Origin of the sequence: Hyphomicrobium album, assembly GCF_009708035.1 — a bacterium.
GTDB lineage: Bacteria > Pseudomonadota > Alphaproteobacteria > Rhizobiales > Hyphomicrobiaceae > Hyphomicrobium_A > Hyphomicrobium_A album.
This window is the reverse complement of the sequence record NZ_WMBQ01000001.1, coordinates 1,165,998-1,180,641: the sequence shown is the minus strand read 5'-3', so window position 1 is coordinate 1,180,641 and position 14,644 is coordinate 1,165,998. Positions and strand designations below refer to the sequence as shown.

Genomic DNA, 14,644 nt, shown 5'->3' with positions numbered 1-14,644 from the left:
GAGGTTTCAAGGCTTGCTGACGGGCAGCAGCGCCGCGAGCGACTCCAATGCCAGCCAGAAGACATGAAAGCCGATGCTGATCTCGGCCAGCTCCAGCGCGCCCATGGACTGGAAGACCGATAGCGCCGACAGCGCCGCGAAAAGCGGGACGGCGTGCGCCAGCGCGCCCACGACGTTCCATTTGCGCGTATTGGGCTGGTCGGCGCCGAGAAGCAGCAGCACCGCGATGATCGTCATGAGCAGGTAGGCCTGGATCAGCCCGACCCACACCAGCGGCTGGTCGTGCAGGAATCCGAATTGACCGGCACCGGAGACCTTCCCGACCGTCGTGGCGACGGCCAGCGTGAGAGCGACCACGGTCAGCACGATGCCATGGATGCGCAACAGCCACCGGCGGAACGTTGCGCTGCGCGTCCGCGGCGGGAACGAGGAGCCTGTGTCAGCCATGCTGCCCTCCGGCCGCGAGCATAACGCCAACCCGGGCGCAGGCTAGCGCAATTCGATGGGCCCTGGTGACGTCAAACGCCGGCGCGGGCCGCCAAGACGATCCACACCGCCGCTAAGGCGGCGAAGTACAGAAAGCCCGCGAACGTAACGTTGCGGGCTTTTCTGATTTCTGCGGGGGCGGTGTCGCGCACGCTCGTGAACAGGGAGAAGAGGTCAACAAGCGTGTACATCGCAGAGAGAAGGACAGATGCAAAGCTTCTATCCTGTTGGTTTGCGTGGGCCTGAAGCTTCATCAGGCTCGACGTCCACCAGAAGATTGGGAAGAACAGAATGGCATTGAGCCCAGCAAAGAAGACCTGGGCTGGAATGCCGAACGGGCGCTCGCCCGCCACGCCCACCTGGGCCTTCGTCACCGCCGGGTCGAAGTTCACGCCGATGAAAATCAGATACATGAGGAACGACACGACGAACGCGGTTACGCGCAACCTATTGTGCGCTTCCTTGGTGTCGTTCGCCGCGTTTGAGCCCATGTCGATGCGCTACTTCTTCAAGTTGCCAGCATCGACATACACATCGCCGCCCAGCTCGCGGAACTTCTGGCTCATCTGGTCCATGCCGGCCTGGCGCGCGGCCGCATCGCCGGCAGCCGTCTCCGGATCGACCTGCGTCGTCTCCTCGGCGAGTTCCACCGCGCCCTCGTTCAGCCGCGCCGCGTAGTCGCGCACCTGCTGGGTGATCTCCATCGAGCAGAACTTCGGCCCGCACATGGAGCAGAAGTGGGCGACCTTGTGCGCGTCCTTGGGCAGCGTCTCGTCGTGGAACGAACGCGCCGTATCGGGGTCGAGCGACAGGTTGAACTGGTCCTCCCAGCGGAACTCGAAGCGCGCGCGGCTTAGCGCATCGTCGCGCAGCTGCGCCGCCGGGTGCCCCTTGGCGAGGTCCGCGGCGTGGGCGGCGATCTTGTAGGTGATGACGCCCGTCTTCACGTCATCGCGGTTGGGAAGCCCCAAGTGCTCCTTCGGCGTCACATAGCAGAGCATCGCCGTGCCGAACCAGCCGATCATGGCGGCGCCGATACCCGACGTGATGTGGTCGTAGCCCGGCGCGATGTCCGTCACCAAAGGCCCGAGCGTATAGAACGGTGCCTCGCCGCATATCTCGAGCTGCTTCTCGACGTTGACCTTCACCTTGTGCATCGGCACGTGGCCGGGGCCTTCGATCATCACCTGGCAGCCCTTGGCCCAGGCGATCTTGGTCAGCTCGCCCAGCGTCTCCAGCTCGGCGAACTGGGCGCGGTCGTTGGCGTCGGCGATAGAGCCGGGGCGCAGGCCGTCGCCCAGCGAGAAGCTCACGTCGTACTTGCGCATGAGATCGCAGATCTCGTCGAAGCGCTCGTAGAGGAAGCTCTCCTTGTGATGTGCCAGGCACCACTTGGCCATGATCGAGCCGCCGCGGGAGACGATGCCCGTCACGCGATGCGCCGTCAGCGGCACGTAGCGCAGGCGCACGCCGGCGTGGATGGTGAAATAGTCGACGCCCTGCTCGCACTGCTCGATCAGCGTGTCCTTGTAGACCTCCCAGTCGAGCTTCACCGGATCACCGTCGACCTTCTCCAGCGCCTGATAGATCGGCACCGTACCGATCGGCACCGGCGCGTTGCGCAGGATCCACTCGCGCGTCGTGTGGATGTTGCGGCCGGTGGAGAGGTCCATCACCGTGTCGGCGCCCCAGCGGATCGCCCACACCATCTTCTCCACCTCCTCCTCGACCGAGGAGGTGACGGCGGAGTTGCCGATATTGGCGTTGATCTTCACCAGGAAGTTGCGGCCGATGATCATCGGCTCCAGCTCGCCGTGGTTGATGTTGGCGGGAATGATGGCGCGGCCGCGGGCGATCTCGTCGCGGACGAACTCGGGCGTGATGTGGGACGGGATGGCGGCGCCGAAGCTTTCTCCGTCGGCCAGCGCCGCCTTCGCCCGCTCCAACACGGCCTCGCGGCCCATGTTCTCTCGGTGCGCGACGTAGGCCATCTCCTTGGTGACGATGCCGGCACGCGCATACTCGAGCTGCGTGATGGGCGCGGCACCGACGCCGCGGAAGGGCTGCGGCTTGTTGGGAAAGTCGCGTGCGAGACGTGCGCCCGAGACGTTGCCGTTGTCCTCGGGCTTCACCGCACGGCCGTCGTAGGATTCGACGCCGCCGCGCACTCTTACCCATGCCGAGCGGCACCGCGGCAGACCCTGCGCCACGTCGATCGTCATATTCTGATCGGTATAGGGGCCGGAGGAATCGTAGACGCGGAACGGGGGCTCGCCGCTATTCTCCGACAGCGCGATCTCGCGCAGCGGCACCTTGAGATCGGGGAGTCCGTCGGGCGCCGAGTAGACCTTGCGCGAGGCCGGAAGCGAGCCGGTCGTCACCTTCGGCAGCGTCAGCTCGGATTTGCGCGTCGGTTTGTTCATGGCTTGGCACTCTGCTTCTGGGCGGGGAGGGGAGCGGAGACGGCTACGATCGGGCCCATCGCGAAGCCGATGTCGTTGCGGTTGATGTCGGGCGCGTAGAGGCGCGAAATGGAGCCGTCGAGGTAGAGCGCGTTCGGCGTCTTCAGGACGTCGCGGAACACGCGCGCGAACTCGTCGAAGGTGACGGGCGTGTCGGCCAGTGCGAAGATCACCTTCGATCCCTTCACGCCAACGCCGTTGCGGCGGTTGCGCGAGGTGCTGTCCTTGAGGAAGCGCGGGTGCAGCTTGCCGTCGATCACCAGCATCGGCCCGGACTGTGTGGCGAACTGCGGCTTCAGCTTGCGCTTGAGGAAAGCCTTTGTCTCCACGACGCCCGCTGACTTGCCGTCGATGTAGAAGACGCCGTTGGGCTTCATGCTGAAATTGCCGGGACCGTCGGCAGTGGATAGCTTTTTCACCTGTTGGCCGTTCTCGACGTACAGCCCGACCGGTGAGCGGTCCTCGTGGTACATGCCGGCGTTCATGGCGAAGACGAGCTGTCGGCCGCGCGTCTGCAGCGCCTCGCGCACGCGGTCGAACTGGCCGAGTGTCGCGCCTTGCGCGTCGCGCAGGAATAACTCGATGCCGTCGCCCGCCTTGAACTCGCAGATCACATAGCTGGCGTGCTCGATCGTCGTTGCGCGGCAGCCTGCTTGCGCCGGGATCGCGCACGCAAGCGCAAGGGAAAACGCCACGGCGCCAGCGCACACGGCGGGCCGCAAATAACGTCGGAGATGCGTGGCTAAAGCGCCCATCATATTCCGTCCCTTCGCCGGCATGACCCGGATCAGGTTCGAAGGGTGCTCGCGCCACAAGCGCGATCTCAGCCGGTCACCTCCGGCGCCCCTCGGAACGGCGTCAACTTGCACCCTCGTCGCCGCGCGTGCAAGTCGGCAGCAGCGTCAGGCGATATAGCCGACGTAGCAGAGCCACAGGCCGATCAGGCCTTCGCCTACTCCGCCGACGGTGAGATAGGTCTTGTTATCCAGCATTTTCTGGCCGACGCCCATCACGGTCTCCGGGAACAGCATGCGCGCTACACCGCCGATCACCGCCAGCCAGCCGAAGATGGTGATGATCACCGGCCAGCCGGCTTCCCACACGTTGTGGGTGTTGACCAGCGCCAGACCGCCGAGCAGCGTCAGGAAACCGGTCAGGAATATCAGCGGCCGGTTGGTGATGAACTCTTTGGCCATGCTGCGCCAAGAGTCTTGGCGTACGAGCAGTCCGATGGCCAGCACGACGAGCACGGGCCCGATCAACCGGGCAAGAAACATCGACGTGTCCATATCCTGTCCTCCCACAAGTCATTCGAATCGAATGTGCGGACAGTGCGCCCGGCGTCAGAGCGCTGCAAGCCGTGTCCGGGGGAGACGGTCTAAAGGCATCATCGTCGGGCCTGTTGAGGGCTAACGGCCCTCGCGCCACCAGGCGAGCGACACCAGCATCAAGAGCGCCGCGAGCGCACCGAACCCGGTGAACATCGGCGTCAGCTTCACCCCGCGGGTGACGAACGCCTGCCGGTCCTTGAGGCCGAGCCAGCCCGAGCCGGCCAGCACCCGAGCATTCGACAGCATTGAGATGCGCGGCACGGAAACCGAAGACGGGTTGGCGCGCGTTGCTTCCGCCGAAGAGCTGGTCCAGAAGGCGCCGCCGCCGGTCGCGTCGATGATCGGCTGCAGCTTGGCGTCTGTCGCCGTCACTTCGCTCATCTCGATCGGATCGTCGATGCCGGCATGCGCAACGGCTTGCAACTCCCCGTCGTTGGTGCGCGTCTGCGCCTTATAGAGGCCGGGGATTTTCACATCGACGGCGCCGCGCCAGATGCCGGCGCCGGCCGGCTCGAGAGTGACTTGCGAGGTCTCACCGCCCGGACCCGAAAGCGTGACGGGGGCGACCTTATCTTCCATGGAGCGGCGCTCGAGTGTCAGGTGCAGGCCGCGCGCCGACGCGATCAGCCGCTCCTCCTCGAGGTCGGGCTCCTTCATCAGCCAGTGCGACAGACGGCGCAGGAGATCGCTGTGCGGGCCGCCGCCTTCGTAGCCGCGCGCCCACAGCCACGCCTGATCCGACGTCAGCAGGGCCACGCGGCCCTTGCCCTTGTGATCGAGCACGAGCAGCGGCTCGTTCTCGGCGCCGTCCATCAGCGTGCGGCCGTGCTCCGGCTGCACCTCGACCTGCCGGAACCAGCGGCCCCAAGTCGGCTGGCCGTTCTCGGCGCCGGCGCCGGTGAGCCCCTGCGTGACGGGATGCTTGCGCCCGTCGCCGGTGAGCTTCGCCTTGAACGGCTGAGACAGCACGCGACCCGTTGGAACCGCGGGAAGGACCGGCGACAGCGGCGTGCGGAACAGGCTGAGGTTGCCCGCGTAGTCGTCACCGGCCGCAACCAGCAGTGCGCCGCCGTGCTCTTCTACATAGCGGGCGATGTTGTCGTAGTACGGCAGCTGCAGCAGCCCGCGGTGCTGGTAGCGGTCGAAGATGATCAGGTCGAAGTCGTTGATCTTCTCCGAGAACAGCTCGCGCGTCGGGAAGGCGATGAGCGACAGCTGGTTGATGGGCGTGCCGTCGTGCTTTTCCGGGGGACGCAGAATCGTGAAGTGCACGAGATCGACGGCGGCGTCGGACTTCAACAGGTTGCGCCAGGTGCGCTCGCCCGCGTGCGGCTCGCCCGAGACGAGCAGCACGCGCAGGTTCTCGCGCACGCCCTCCGCGGCGATGACGGCGCGGTTGTTGGCAGGCGTCAGCTCGCCCGGCGCCGTATCAAGCTCGACCTCGAGGATGTTCTGTCCGGCGTGCGGGAACGGCATCTCGATCTTGACGGGGCTGTTCGCCGTCGTGGTGATGATCTCGTCGGCGCGGCCCTCGCGGCGCACCTTCAAGGTGAGCGGCTCGAGCGCCGCACCCTTCTTGCCGGCCTCGCGCACGGCGACCTCGATATCGCGCGACTGGCCGACGATGCCGTAGCGCGGCGCCGAGAGGATTTCGATGCGCCGGTCGAACTCATCGGGTGCGCCGGTGATCAGCGCGTGCACCGGCGCATCGAAGCCGAGCGCGGCGGCCGACTTCGGCACGTCGTGCACTTCGCCGTCGGTCAGCATGACGACCCCAGAGAGGCGGTCGGGCGGCGTGTCGGCCAGCGCCTTGTTGAGGTCGGCAAACAGGTGTGTGCCGGGCGAGGTCATGTCGCCGGGACGCGACGCCGGCACCCACTTCACTTGCAGATTGGGGATCTTGCCGAGCTTGGCCTCGAGATCAGCCTTCACCGCCGCCGTCTGCGCCTTGCGGTCACCCAGTGTCTGGCTGGCGCTCTCGTCCACGATGACGATGGCGACGTTGGCGAGGCTCTCGCGCTGCTCTTCGCGCAGGATCGGATTGGCGAGTGCGGCGAGCAGCGCCGCGATCGCGGCGGCGCGCAGCAGCGCACCGCGCGAGCGCCGGTAAAGGAGATAGCCGATGAGGAGCACGGCAAGCGCGCCCGCCGCCCAGAAGAACGGGGCGGGCAGCATCGGAGCAAAATCGATCGACCAGCTCATGTGCGCCTCACTGCCCCAGTCGTTCGAGCAGCGCCGGCACGTGCACCTGGTCGGCTTTGTAGTTGCCGGTCAGGGCGTGCATGACGATGTTGATGCCGGTGCGGAACGCCATCTCGCGCTGATCCTCGCCGCCGCCCACGGTCGGATAGAGCGGCCGGCCGCCTTCATCCAGCGCCCACGCCGCCGCGAGGTCGTTGGGTGTGACGATGATCGAGGTCACGCCGTCGGAGACGCGCGCCCGACGGCTCTGGTCGGCGCCGCTCGAATTGTCGAGCGCCTCCACCCACAGCTGGCCGCCGTCCCAGCGGCCGGGGAAGTTGCGCAACAGGTAGAAGGCTTTCGTCAGCACGTGGTTCTCGGGCACCGGCTCGAGGCGTGGCACGTCGAGCTTGCCGATGATCCGCTGCAAGGCGGATTCGCCGAGGCCAGGCGTGCCGCCGGCAACGCCGCGGCCGTAATCCTGCGTGTCGAAAATGATGAGGCCGCCCTGCTTCATGTAAGCGTCGATCTTGGCGAGCGTCTCCTCCGGCAGCGCCTTGGCGTCGGGCAGCACCGGCCAATAGAGCACCGGATAGAAGGCGATCTCGTCTGTAAGGATGTTGACGCCCATCGGCCGGCCCGGCTCGACCGCGGTGCGCACCGCGAGCAGACGGCCGAGGCCGTCGAGTCCAAGTCGGCTCGTCTCGTCGACGGTCTGGTCGCCGGTCAGGACGTAGCCGATGGTGACCTTGCTCGTCGCCTCGATGGCGCGCTCGTCGGTCGCCTGCGTGCTGACGGCGCCTGGGGTCGGCGGGACATCGACGGGCTGCGCGTCGACGCCGGGTGCCGAGAGAAGCGCGGCGGCGCCGAAGATCATGAGCGCCAACGCGGCGTGCGCGGGACGGCGGCGCCTGAGCGCCAGGCCGCCGCTCTGCAGCAGAATAACGGCGATGATGTCGGCGAACAGAAGTGCGAGGGCGGCGAAGAGTAGCCATGCCTTCATGGGTTGGGCGCTCTCGCTCTCGTAGCTGAGGCGCTCCGTGCCCGTGGGCAGTGAGGGAAGCGGCTTCAGCGTGCTCTTCGGTCCGAGCACGTTGACGGCGCGCGGCGAGCCGCCCGCGCCATAGTAGCCCGGGGGATGATCGAGGCTCGGCACCAGATCGTGCACCTTGGCGGCAGCGACCGGCTGCGCGGTGGGCGGCGGTGGCGCGAGGATGCCGAAGCCGTCGAGCGTCTGCAGAGGTGGCAGCACGGCCGGCGTGTCGGCGGCGCTCTCGCCCGACGTGCCGGTACCGCCGCCGTCGGCGACACCGCCACCGAGCGCCGAGATACGGCGCAGCATTTCGACGAACAATCCGGACAGCGGCAGGTTCGACCAGTCGGAATTGGCGGTGACGTGGAAAAGAATGATCTGGCCGTCGCCGAGCTTGCGCTCGGTGACGAGCGGCGTGCCGTCCTGCAGGCGGGCCCACACGTTGACCTCCGGGCCGAGCATCGCCGGGTCGGCGAGCACCTGGCGGCTGACCGTCACCTCGGGCGGGACCGGCGTGCCTGCAAACAGGCTGTTGTCCTCGATCGCCGCCAGCTTCTGCGGCGTCGACCACGACAATGCGCCGCCCAGCGTGCGGCCGCCGACGCGCAGCGGCACGGGAAGCAGGTCGTCGCCGCCGTTCTCCAGGCGCGGACCGGCGAAGCGCACGAGGACGCCGCCCTTCTTCACCCATTCCTCGACGTGCTTGGCGGCTTCGCCCGACAGCGTGCCGATATCGGCGAGCATCAGGACGCTGGCGTTCTGCGCCAGAGCCTCCTTGATGCCGGCTGCGAGGTTGGAGCCCTTCGGCTTGATCAGCTCGGCGTAGGGATTGAGCGCCTTCTCAATGTAGTAGAGCGGCGCCAGCAGCGGCTGCGCCTGCTCGCGGCTCTCGCCCGAGATCAGTGCCACGCGATGCCACTGCGAGCGCGCGTCAATGAGGCTGACGGCACCGGCAGAGCGCTCGCCGGCAATCTCGACGCGGCCGACCTGGTTGCGCAACTCGAGCGGCAGCTCGAACGCCACCGTATTGAGGTTCTCGCCCGCGCCGAATTTGAACGGGGCTTCGGCGAGGCTCTGCCCGCGGGTGGAAATGGCATGCACGAACCCGGCACGCGAGCTGCCCTGCGGGCGCAGCACGCGCGCTTCAAGCTTGCCGCTCTGGCCGATGCCCGCGGAGACGCCGAGCGGCTCGGCGCTGCGGCCGTCCTGGATCACCGCGAACGTGCCACCCTCGGTGAGGGCGCGGAGCTTGTCGGCGACCTCGGCGGACTTGCCGTCGTGGTCTATGTCGTCGCTGAGCCACACGATGCTCGTGCCCTTGGCGCCCGCGAGCGCATTGTCGAGAGCCGTGACAGCGGCAAGACGATCCGGCGCGAACGGCTGGGGGATGAGCGCGGCGGCGGTCGAGCGCGCTTCGGACGGCGCCTCGATGCGGGCAGCATAGTTCTTCCCCGTGCTCGCCGTCGGCACGACGACGATCGGCCGGCTCTGCCCTTCCGCCTCGGTGATAACGTGATCGATCATGCGGGTGCGCTCATTCCAGCGCGCGGCAGACGCCCAGCCGTTGTCGACGACGATGGCGACGGGGCCGGTGCCCTTCAGCGCTGCGTCGCGCGAGGGGTTCAGCACGGGCTCCGCCAGCGCGAAGATCAGCAACGCGGCGGCGAGCAGTCGGATCAGCGTCAGCCACCACGGCGAAGCGGCCGGCGTCTTCTCTTGGTTCTCCAGGCCGACGAGGATGCGTGTCGGCGGGAAGGTGATCTGCCGCGGGCTCGGCGGCACCGTGCGCAACAGCCAATAGATGAGCGGCAGCGTGGCCAGCGCAGCCAGGAGCCACGGATTAAGGAATGCCAGCGCACCGAAGCTCATGGCGTCGCCTCGGGTTGCGGGCTGCTTTCCTGGCCCTGCCAGCGGTGGTCGCCCGCATCGCCGTGCATGCGCATGATGAGTGACAAGAGCGGCTCGGATGGAGAACGGTCAGTGTGATGCACGAGAAACGACCAGCCGAGGCGGCGCGTCATTTCCACCAGCTCGGCGCGATGCGCAGCAAGGCGCTCCTTGTATTGATCGCGCAGGGTCTGCACGCGGTCGGCGACCCAGCGTTGTCCGCCGTCAGGGCTCAGGAACTCGGTACGCCCTTCGTAGGGAAGCGTCTCTTCGGCCGGATCGACGATCTCGATGAGGTGACCAGAGGCGCCATCGGCGGCGAGCTGCTCGATGTGCGCGCGCGTCTCGGCGATCGGATCGAGGAAGTCACTGAAGATGACCGCGCCGGAAAAGCGCGCGAGATGTACCTTCGGCGGCTGCGACGCTTGCAGCATCGGTGTGTCCTCGTGGGCGAGGATCGCCTCGGCCATGCGCGTCGTCGCCTTGCGGCTGGCGGTCGGCGCGGTGAGCCCGAGCAGCGCCACCCGCTCGCCGCCGCGCACTAATAGCTCCGCCGTCGCCAGCGTCAGAAGCAGCGCGCGGTCACGCTTGGTCGTCGAGGATAGATGGCTGCGAAAGTTCATCGACGGCGACAGGTCAGGCCACAGCCACACTGTATGCGCCGCTTCCCACTCGCGCTCGCGCACGTAAAGATGATCGGAGCTTGCCGAGCGGCGCCAGTCGATCTGGCGCAGTGTGTCGCTCGATTGGAACTGGCGGAACTGCCAGAACGTCTCTCCCGGGCCGGCACGGCGGCGGCCGTGAAGGCCGTGCGCCACCGTCTGCGCGATGCGCTGCGCATCGATGAGGATTTCCGGAAGTCGGTCGGCAAGCCCGTGCGCTTCGCGTTCGAGCGCCAGGACCCCGGCACCGCCCTGACGGGACTGCCCGGCGACCGCCATACTTTACTCCACCGCCGCGACGAGCCGGGCGATGATGGCGCCGAGGTCTTGGCCTTCGGCGCGGGCTGCGAACGTCAACGCCATGCGGTGCTTCAGGATCGGCGCGGCGAGAGCGAGCACATCGTCGACCGACGGGGCGAGGCGACCGTCGATGAGCGCCTTGGCGCGGACGGCGAGCATCAGCGCCTGGCTGGCGCGGGGGCCGGGACCCCAGGCGACGAAGCGATCCGTCTCCTCGCTGACGCCGGTGCCGGGGCGCGCCGAACGCACGAGCTTCAGGATCGTGTCGACGACCTTGTCGGGAACGGGGATCTGGCGAACGAGCCGTTGGATGCTCATCAGCTCCTGGCCCGACAACACGGCGTCGAGGTGGCGATCGTCGGTGCCGGTGGTGGCGAACAGCATGCGCCGCTCGGCGAGCACGTCGGGATAGGTCACGTCGATCTGCAACAGGAAGCGATCGAGCTGCGCTTCGGGCAGCGGATAGGTGCCTTCATGCTCGAGCGGGTTCTGCGTGGCGAGCACGTGGAACGGAGAGGGGATGTCGTAGCGCGTACCGGCGACGGTGACGTGATGCTCCTGCATCGCCTGCAACAGCGCCGACTGGGTGCGCGGCGAGGCGCGGTTGATCTCGTCGGCCATCAGGAGCTGCGTGAAGATTGGACCCTTGACGAGCCGGAAGGAGCGCGACTTGCCGGGCGCATCCTCCAAAACCTCCGAGCCGATGATGTCCGACGGCATGAGGTCCGGCGTGAACTGCACGCGCTTGGCGTCGAGGCCGAGCACCTTGCCCAGAGTTTCGACGAGCAGCGTCTTGGCAAGGCCGGGGACGCCGATGAGGAGGGCGTGGCCGCCGGACAGGATGGTGACCAGCGTTCGCTCGATGACCACATCCTGGCCGAAGATCACGGACGCCGCCGCCTTATGTGCCCGCTGCACCCGCTCGGAAGCCGCCTCGAGGCGCGGTACAATATCAGCGTGCGTGTCGATGACGGTGCTCATGGTGAACCAGGCTCGCTTGTCGTTTTGGGGATGGGTTTGTCGGCCGGCACTAGCTTAACAAAATTATGAACGGAACGATCCAAGGCGGCATGCGCTGGGTCAAGTGAATGTTACGTTAGATTGGGGGTAAGGGTGTCACACGCCGGCAGGTGTGGTGTATCCGGCGCTGAAAGCGGAATATGGACGACACGAAGGCAAGAAGCGTGGGCGATTTCGGCAAGCTGCAGGGTTTGATGGATGCCGTGCCCGAGCGCCGCCCGGCGCCGGTCGAAAGCTGGCACCCGCCCTATTGCGGCGATATCGGACTAAAGATCCGCCGCGACGGCAGCTGGCTCTATCGCGACAGCCCCATCGGGCGTCCGGCGCTGGTGAAGCTTTTTGCCGGCGTCCTGCGCAAGGATACCGACGGACGCACTTACCTCGTGACGCCCACCGAGAAGGTCGATGTCGAGGTGGAGGACGCGCCCTTCCTTGCGGTCGATATGGTGGTCGAGGGGGGCGACCGGCAGCAGCAACTCGTGTTTCGCACGAATGTGGACGATGTGGTGGATTGCGGGGCGGAGCATCCGCTGCGCTTCGCCGAGCAGCAGCCGGGCGGCGGATTGAAGCCCTATGTATTGGTGCGGGGTCGGCTGGAAGCCTTGCTCACGCGTGCTCTGGTGCACGACCTTGTCGCCCTCGCCGTTGAGCACTCGGCCGGGCATCGGCGCATACCGGGCGTATGGAGCGGCGGCGTCTTCTTCCCGCTCCAGCCTGCCGAGGGGCTCAGTGCACCCTGAACTCAGCGCCGACGAGGCGCACTTCGGCCGGCGTCAGCAGCTTCGAGTGGGCGACCGTCACCTTGAAGAGTTTGCCCTCGAGCTTGGCGGTCCAAAAATCGAGAAAGCTCGTCAGCTTCGGAAAGCGTGGGTGCAGGTCGTAGTCCTGCCAGATGAAACTTTGCAAAAGCGCTGGGTGGTCCGGAAGCCGATAGAGTATCTCGGCGGTCGTTAGACTGTACCCTTTGAGCAGCGTTGCGATCTCAGGTTCGTGCATCGCAGTCCCCCATGTCAGTGTCGGTCCCCCGGACTCGACACAAGAATGATAGATCAGGGAAAGCCGCTGACAATGAATTTGTTCCGCAAGTTGAGTGCGTTAGCAGCCTCTTAGCTCGACTGCTGATAAATGCCGGGCAATTGGGCGAGCGGCGCACCACATTGCTGCTCGGATAGGCATCCGATGCTTGAAATCGCATTGACGAGTTTCACGACCTTTTTCGCCACCATCGGTCCGGTGGAGGCGGCGGTGCTGTTCGCGACGCTCACCCCGAAAATGGAGCAGTCGGCGCGCGCGGCCATCGCCATTCGCGCCACCGCGATTGCCGGCTCGCTGTTGCTCATCTTCACGCTGTTCGGGCAACCCCTGCTCGACGAGCTCGGCGTCAGCATTGCTGCGCTGCAATCGGCCGGCGGCATCATCCTGCTGCTGATCGCGCTCGACATGATCTTCGCCAAGCCGACCAGCGCTTTCAAGCTCACTCAGCCGGAGGACGAGGAAGCGCAGACCAAGGACGACATCGCCGTCTTTCCGCTGGCGATGCCGCTGCTCGCCGGCCCGGGTGCCATGAGCGCTGGAATCCTCCTGGCGGCGAATGCCGACGGCAACGCACTGTCGCTGGCGACGACGGTGGGCGCGCTCGCCGCTGTCATGGCTGTGACGCTGGCGCTCCTGCTCTTATCCCATCAGCTCAATCAGATGATCGGCATCACCGCGCAGCGCGTGTTGATGCGCGTGTTCGGCATCCTGCTGGCCGCCATTGCCGTGCAGGCGATGTTCAACGGGCTGGCCTCCATCGGCGTGATTCATCTCCCGACTTGAGACCCACACCGGCACGCCGGTTAGGCCCCCATTAACCGTAAGCGTCCAGAATTGGGACAGTCGCGTTTGTGGAGGCGTGTCCCATGCTGTTTCCGCGTTCGGTATTCGTGCGTACCCGCCTGAGTACGGCTGGAATAGGAGCGTCGCGCGCCCGCGTGACGCTCCTCTTTTCCCTCGCGGCGCTCGCCCTCGGTGGCTGCAGCGCTGCTGCACCCATGGCCAATAGCGGCCTGATCAGCGCGTTTGCATCGCAGCCGCCTCCGCACGCTGCCCAGCCGCCGGTCGATCTCGAGGCTGACGGCATGGAAGCGCAGCGTCCGCCGCGCATGCGCATGTTCAGCCGGCCGGACGATCCCACACAGCCGTTCAGTCCGAACTATGGCGACGTCCCCCTGCCACAGCACGCGGACGAGAGCGACGATGTCCCGCCGGCGCCGGCCTGAGGCTCGCATATCCTCGCCGGCCTCCCATATACTCTGGGCGTCTGCGAGGAATTGGTCCATGTACACGCGCGCGCTCTGTGTGGCTTTGCTCACCCTGTCGGTGGCGGGGTTCACTTGGGCTGCGCACGCTGCACCGAGCAACAAGCCCTATGCGAGTGACGCGCACCGCGGTGTGGGCGGCGCATACGGCGGCCTGAAGTCGCGTGGCCCTTCGAAAGTGCCCGCTATGCGCGATCGCGCCGGCAAGGAGCCTTACGACTATCGCTATTACAGCGACACCGATCGTTCGCCCGGCTCGTGTCGCCGCTATGCGCAACGCGCCATCGCCACCAAGAACAGCAACTGGTGGACGCGTTATACCGCGTGCCTGAAATAGTCCGCGCGCTTTGCCGCGGAGTCATTTCGGGAGTCGGATCCTGGACCTTCCGCGACGCGTTTCCTACGTAGGATTAACGACTCCGAACGCCGCTTCGGCGGAAGCGCGAGGCCGCGTAGGCGAACCGAAGGAGACGCACCAATGCACCGAATGCTGATAGCAGCAGCCGCGGCCGGCGGCCTGCTGACGATGTCATATTCTCTAACTCCCGCGCTGGCCGCGCCGCTTTCACCGGTCACCGCGGCAGCACAACCCAATGTCGTGACGCCCGTCGCTCAAGGTTATCGCGGCGGCGGAATGGGCATGGGCAGCATGCGAGGAATGGGTTCACGTGGAATGGGAATCGGACGGCCCGGTATCGGCGGCGCCGGTCGCTTCGCCTATCGCGGCGGTACCGCCGCACCGCGGATGTATCGCGGCATGGGACGCGGGCACGGACACGGCCAAAACCACAATCACCGCCGCCTCTACTATGCTGCCCCGTTCGTCGGTTATGGCGCCTACTATGGTGATAGCTATTACCGCGGCAGCGGTTGCGGTTGGCTACGGCGTCGTGCCGAGGCAACCGGTAGCGGCTACTGGTGGTCGCGTTACGAGGAATGCCGCGACGAGAACTCTTAATTAACGCCGGGGCCGGAAGTTTCT

General features: G+C 66.4%; 14 protein-coding genes, 1 pseudogene and 1 riboswitch. Of the genes and pseudogenes, 5 read left to right on the top strand and 10 right to left on the bottom strand.

Translation table 11 applies throughout. From position 1 onward, the window contains the following. Positions 1-6 precede the first annotated feature (6 nt). The 9 genes and pseudogenes from GIW81_RS05790 to GIW81_RS05750 all read right to left on the bottom strand — a co-directional run bounded on the left by GIW81_RS05790 (position 7) and on the right by GIW81_RS05750 (position 11,323). A complete protein-coding gene (locus tag GIW81_RS05790; RefSeq protein WP_154738346.1) occupies positions 7-447 on the bottom strand; it encodes a hypothetical protein in 441 nt (146 codons plus the stop codon). A 71-nt stretch (positions 448-518) separates the two neighbouring features. Beyond that, positions 519-977, bottom strand: coding sequence for a hypothetical protein (locus GIW81_RS05785; RefSeq protein ID WP_154738345.1), 459 nt, complete (start codon positions 975-977; stop codon positions 519-521). 168 nt (positions 978-1,145) lie between these two features. Then, positions 1,146-2,905: pseudogene (gene thiC, locus GIW81_RS05780) on the bottom strand (phosphomethylpyrimidine synthase ThiC); the annotation flags it as partial. Then, a complete protein-coding gene (locus GIW81_RS05775) occupies positions 2,906-3,706 on the bottom strand; it encodes a phosphodiester glycosidase family protein (RefSeq protein WP_210251906.1) in 801 nt (266 codons plus the stop codon). Then, positions 3,696-3,806, bottom strand: a riboswitch (TPP riboswitch). (Overlaps the previous gene by 11 nt.) Positions 3,807-3,850: 44 nt before the next feature. Further along, positions 3,851-4,237, bottom strand: coding sequence for a hypothetical protein (locus tag GIW81_RS05770; RefSeq protein ID WP_154738342.1), 387 nt, complete (start codon positions 4,235-4,237; stop codon positions 3,851-3,853). A gap of 120 nt (positions 4,238-4,357) precedes the next feature. Beyond that, the gene (locus tag GIW81_RS05765; protein WP_154738341.1) at positions 4,358-6,481 is read right to left on the bottom strand and encodes a hypothetical protein; all 2,124 of its coding nucleotides are present in this window, start codon (positions 6,479-6,481) and stop codon (positions 4,358-4,360) included. Between the two features lie 7 nt (positions 6,482-6,488). After that, positions 6,489-9,362, bottom strand: coding sequence for a DUF4159 domain-containing protein (locus tag GIW81_RS05760; RefSeq protein ID WP_154738340.1), 2,874 nt, complete (start codon positions 9,360-9,362; stop codon positions 6,489-6,491). After that, complete coding sequence (locus tag GIW81_RS05755) at positions 9,359-10,321, bottom strand: DUF58 domain-containing protein (RefSeq protein ID WP_154738339.1); 963 nt, start codon at positions 10,319-10,321, stop codon at positions 9,359-9,361. The genes GIW81_RS05760 and GIW81_RS05755 overlap by 4 nt, the downstream gene beginning before the upstream one ends. A gap of 3 nt (positions 10,322-10,324) precedes the next feature. After that, positions 10,325-11,323: an AAA family ATPase gene (locus tag GIW81_RS05750; protein WP_154738338.1), complete on the bottom strand. Its 999-nt coding sequence runs from the start codon at positions 11,321-11,323 to the stop codon at positions 10,325-10,327. Positions 11,324-11,502: 179 nt separating this feature from the next. Between GIW81_RS05750 and GIW81_RS05745 the strand changes: the two genes are divergently transcribed. Next, a complete protein-coding gene (locus GIW81_RS05745; RefSeq protein ID WP_154738337.1) occupies positions 11,503-12,102 on the top strand; it encodes a DUF1285 domain-containing protein in 600 nt (199 codons plus the stop codon). On the opposite strand, the gene GIW81_RS05740 is transcribed toward GIW81_RS05745, so the two are convergent. Further along, the gene (locus GIW81_RS05740) at positions 12,089-12,358 is read right to left on the bottom strand and encodes an usg protein (protein ID WP_154738336.1); all 270 of its coding nucleotides are present in this window, start codon (positions 12,356-12,358) and stop codon (positions 12,089-12,091) included. The two genes, GIW81_RS05745 and GIW81_RS05740, sit on opposite strands and share 14 nt — an antisense overlap. A gap of 183 nt (positions 12,359-12,541) precedes the next feature. On the opposite strand from GIW81_RS05740, the gene GIW81_RS05735 reads away from it, so the two are divergent. The 4 genes from GIW81_RS05735 (at position 12,542) to GIW81_RS05720 (ending at position 14,620) form a co-directional block, all read left to right on the top strand. Further along, complete coding sequence (locus GIW81_RS05735) at positions 12,542-13,180, top strand: MarC family protein (RefSeq protein WP_154738335.1); 639 nt, start codon at positions 12,542-12,544, stop codon at positions 13,178-13,180. A gap of 83 nt (positions 13,181-13,263) precedes the next feature. Next, positions 13,264-13,623: a hypothetical protein gene (locus GIW81_RS05730; protein WP_154738334.1), complete on the top strand. Its 360-nt coding sequence runs from the start codon at positions 13,264-13,266 to the stop codon at positions 13,621-13,623. Positions 13,624-13,681: 58 nt separating this feature from the next. Then, positions 13,682-13,999 carry a hypothetical protein gene (locus GIW81_RS05725; RefSeq protein WP_154738333.1) on the top strand — a complete coding sequence of 106 codons (318 nt, stop codon included), beginning with the start codon at positions 13,682-13,684 and terminating at the stop codon, positions 13,997-13,999. Between the two features lie 141 nt (positions 14,000-14,140). Continuing rightward, positions 14,141-14,620 carry a hypothetical protein gene (locus GIW81_RS05720; RefSeq protein WP_154738332.1) on the top strand — a complete coding sequence of 160 codons (480 nt, stop codon included), beginning with the start codon at positions 14,141-14,143 and terminating at the stop codon, positions 14,618-14,620. Positions 14,621-14,644 lie beyond the last annotated feature (24 nt).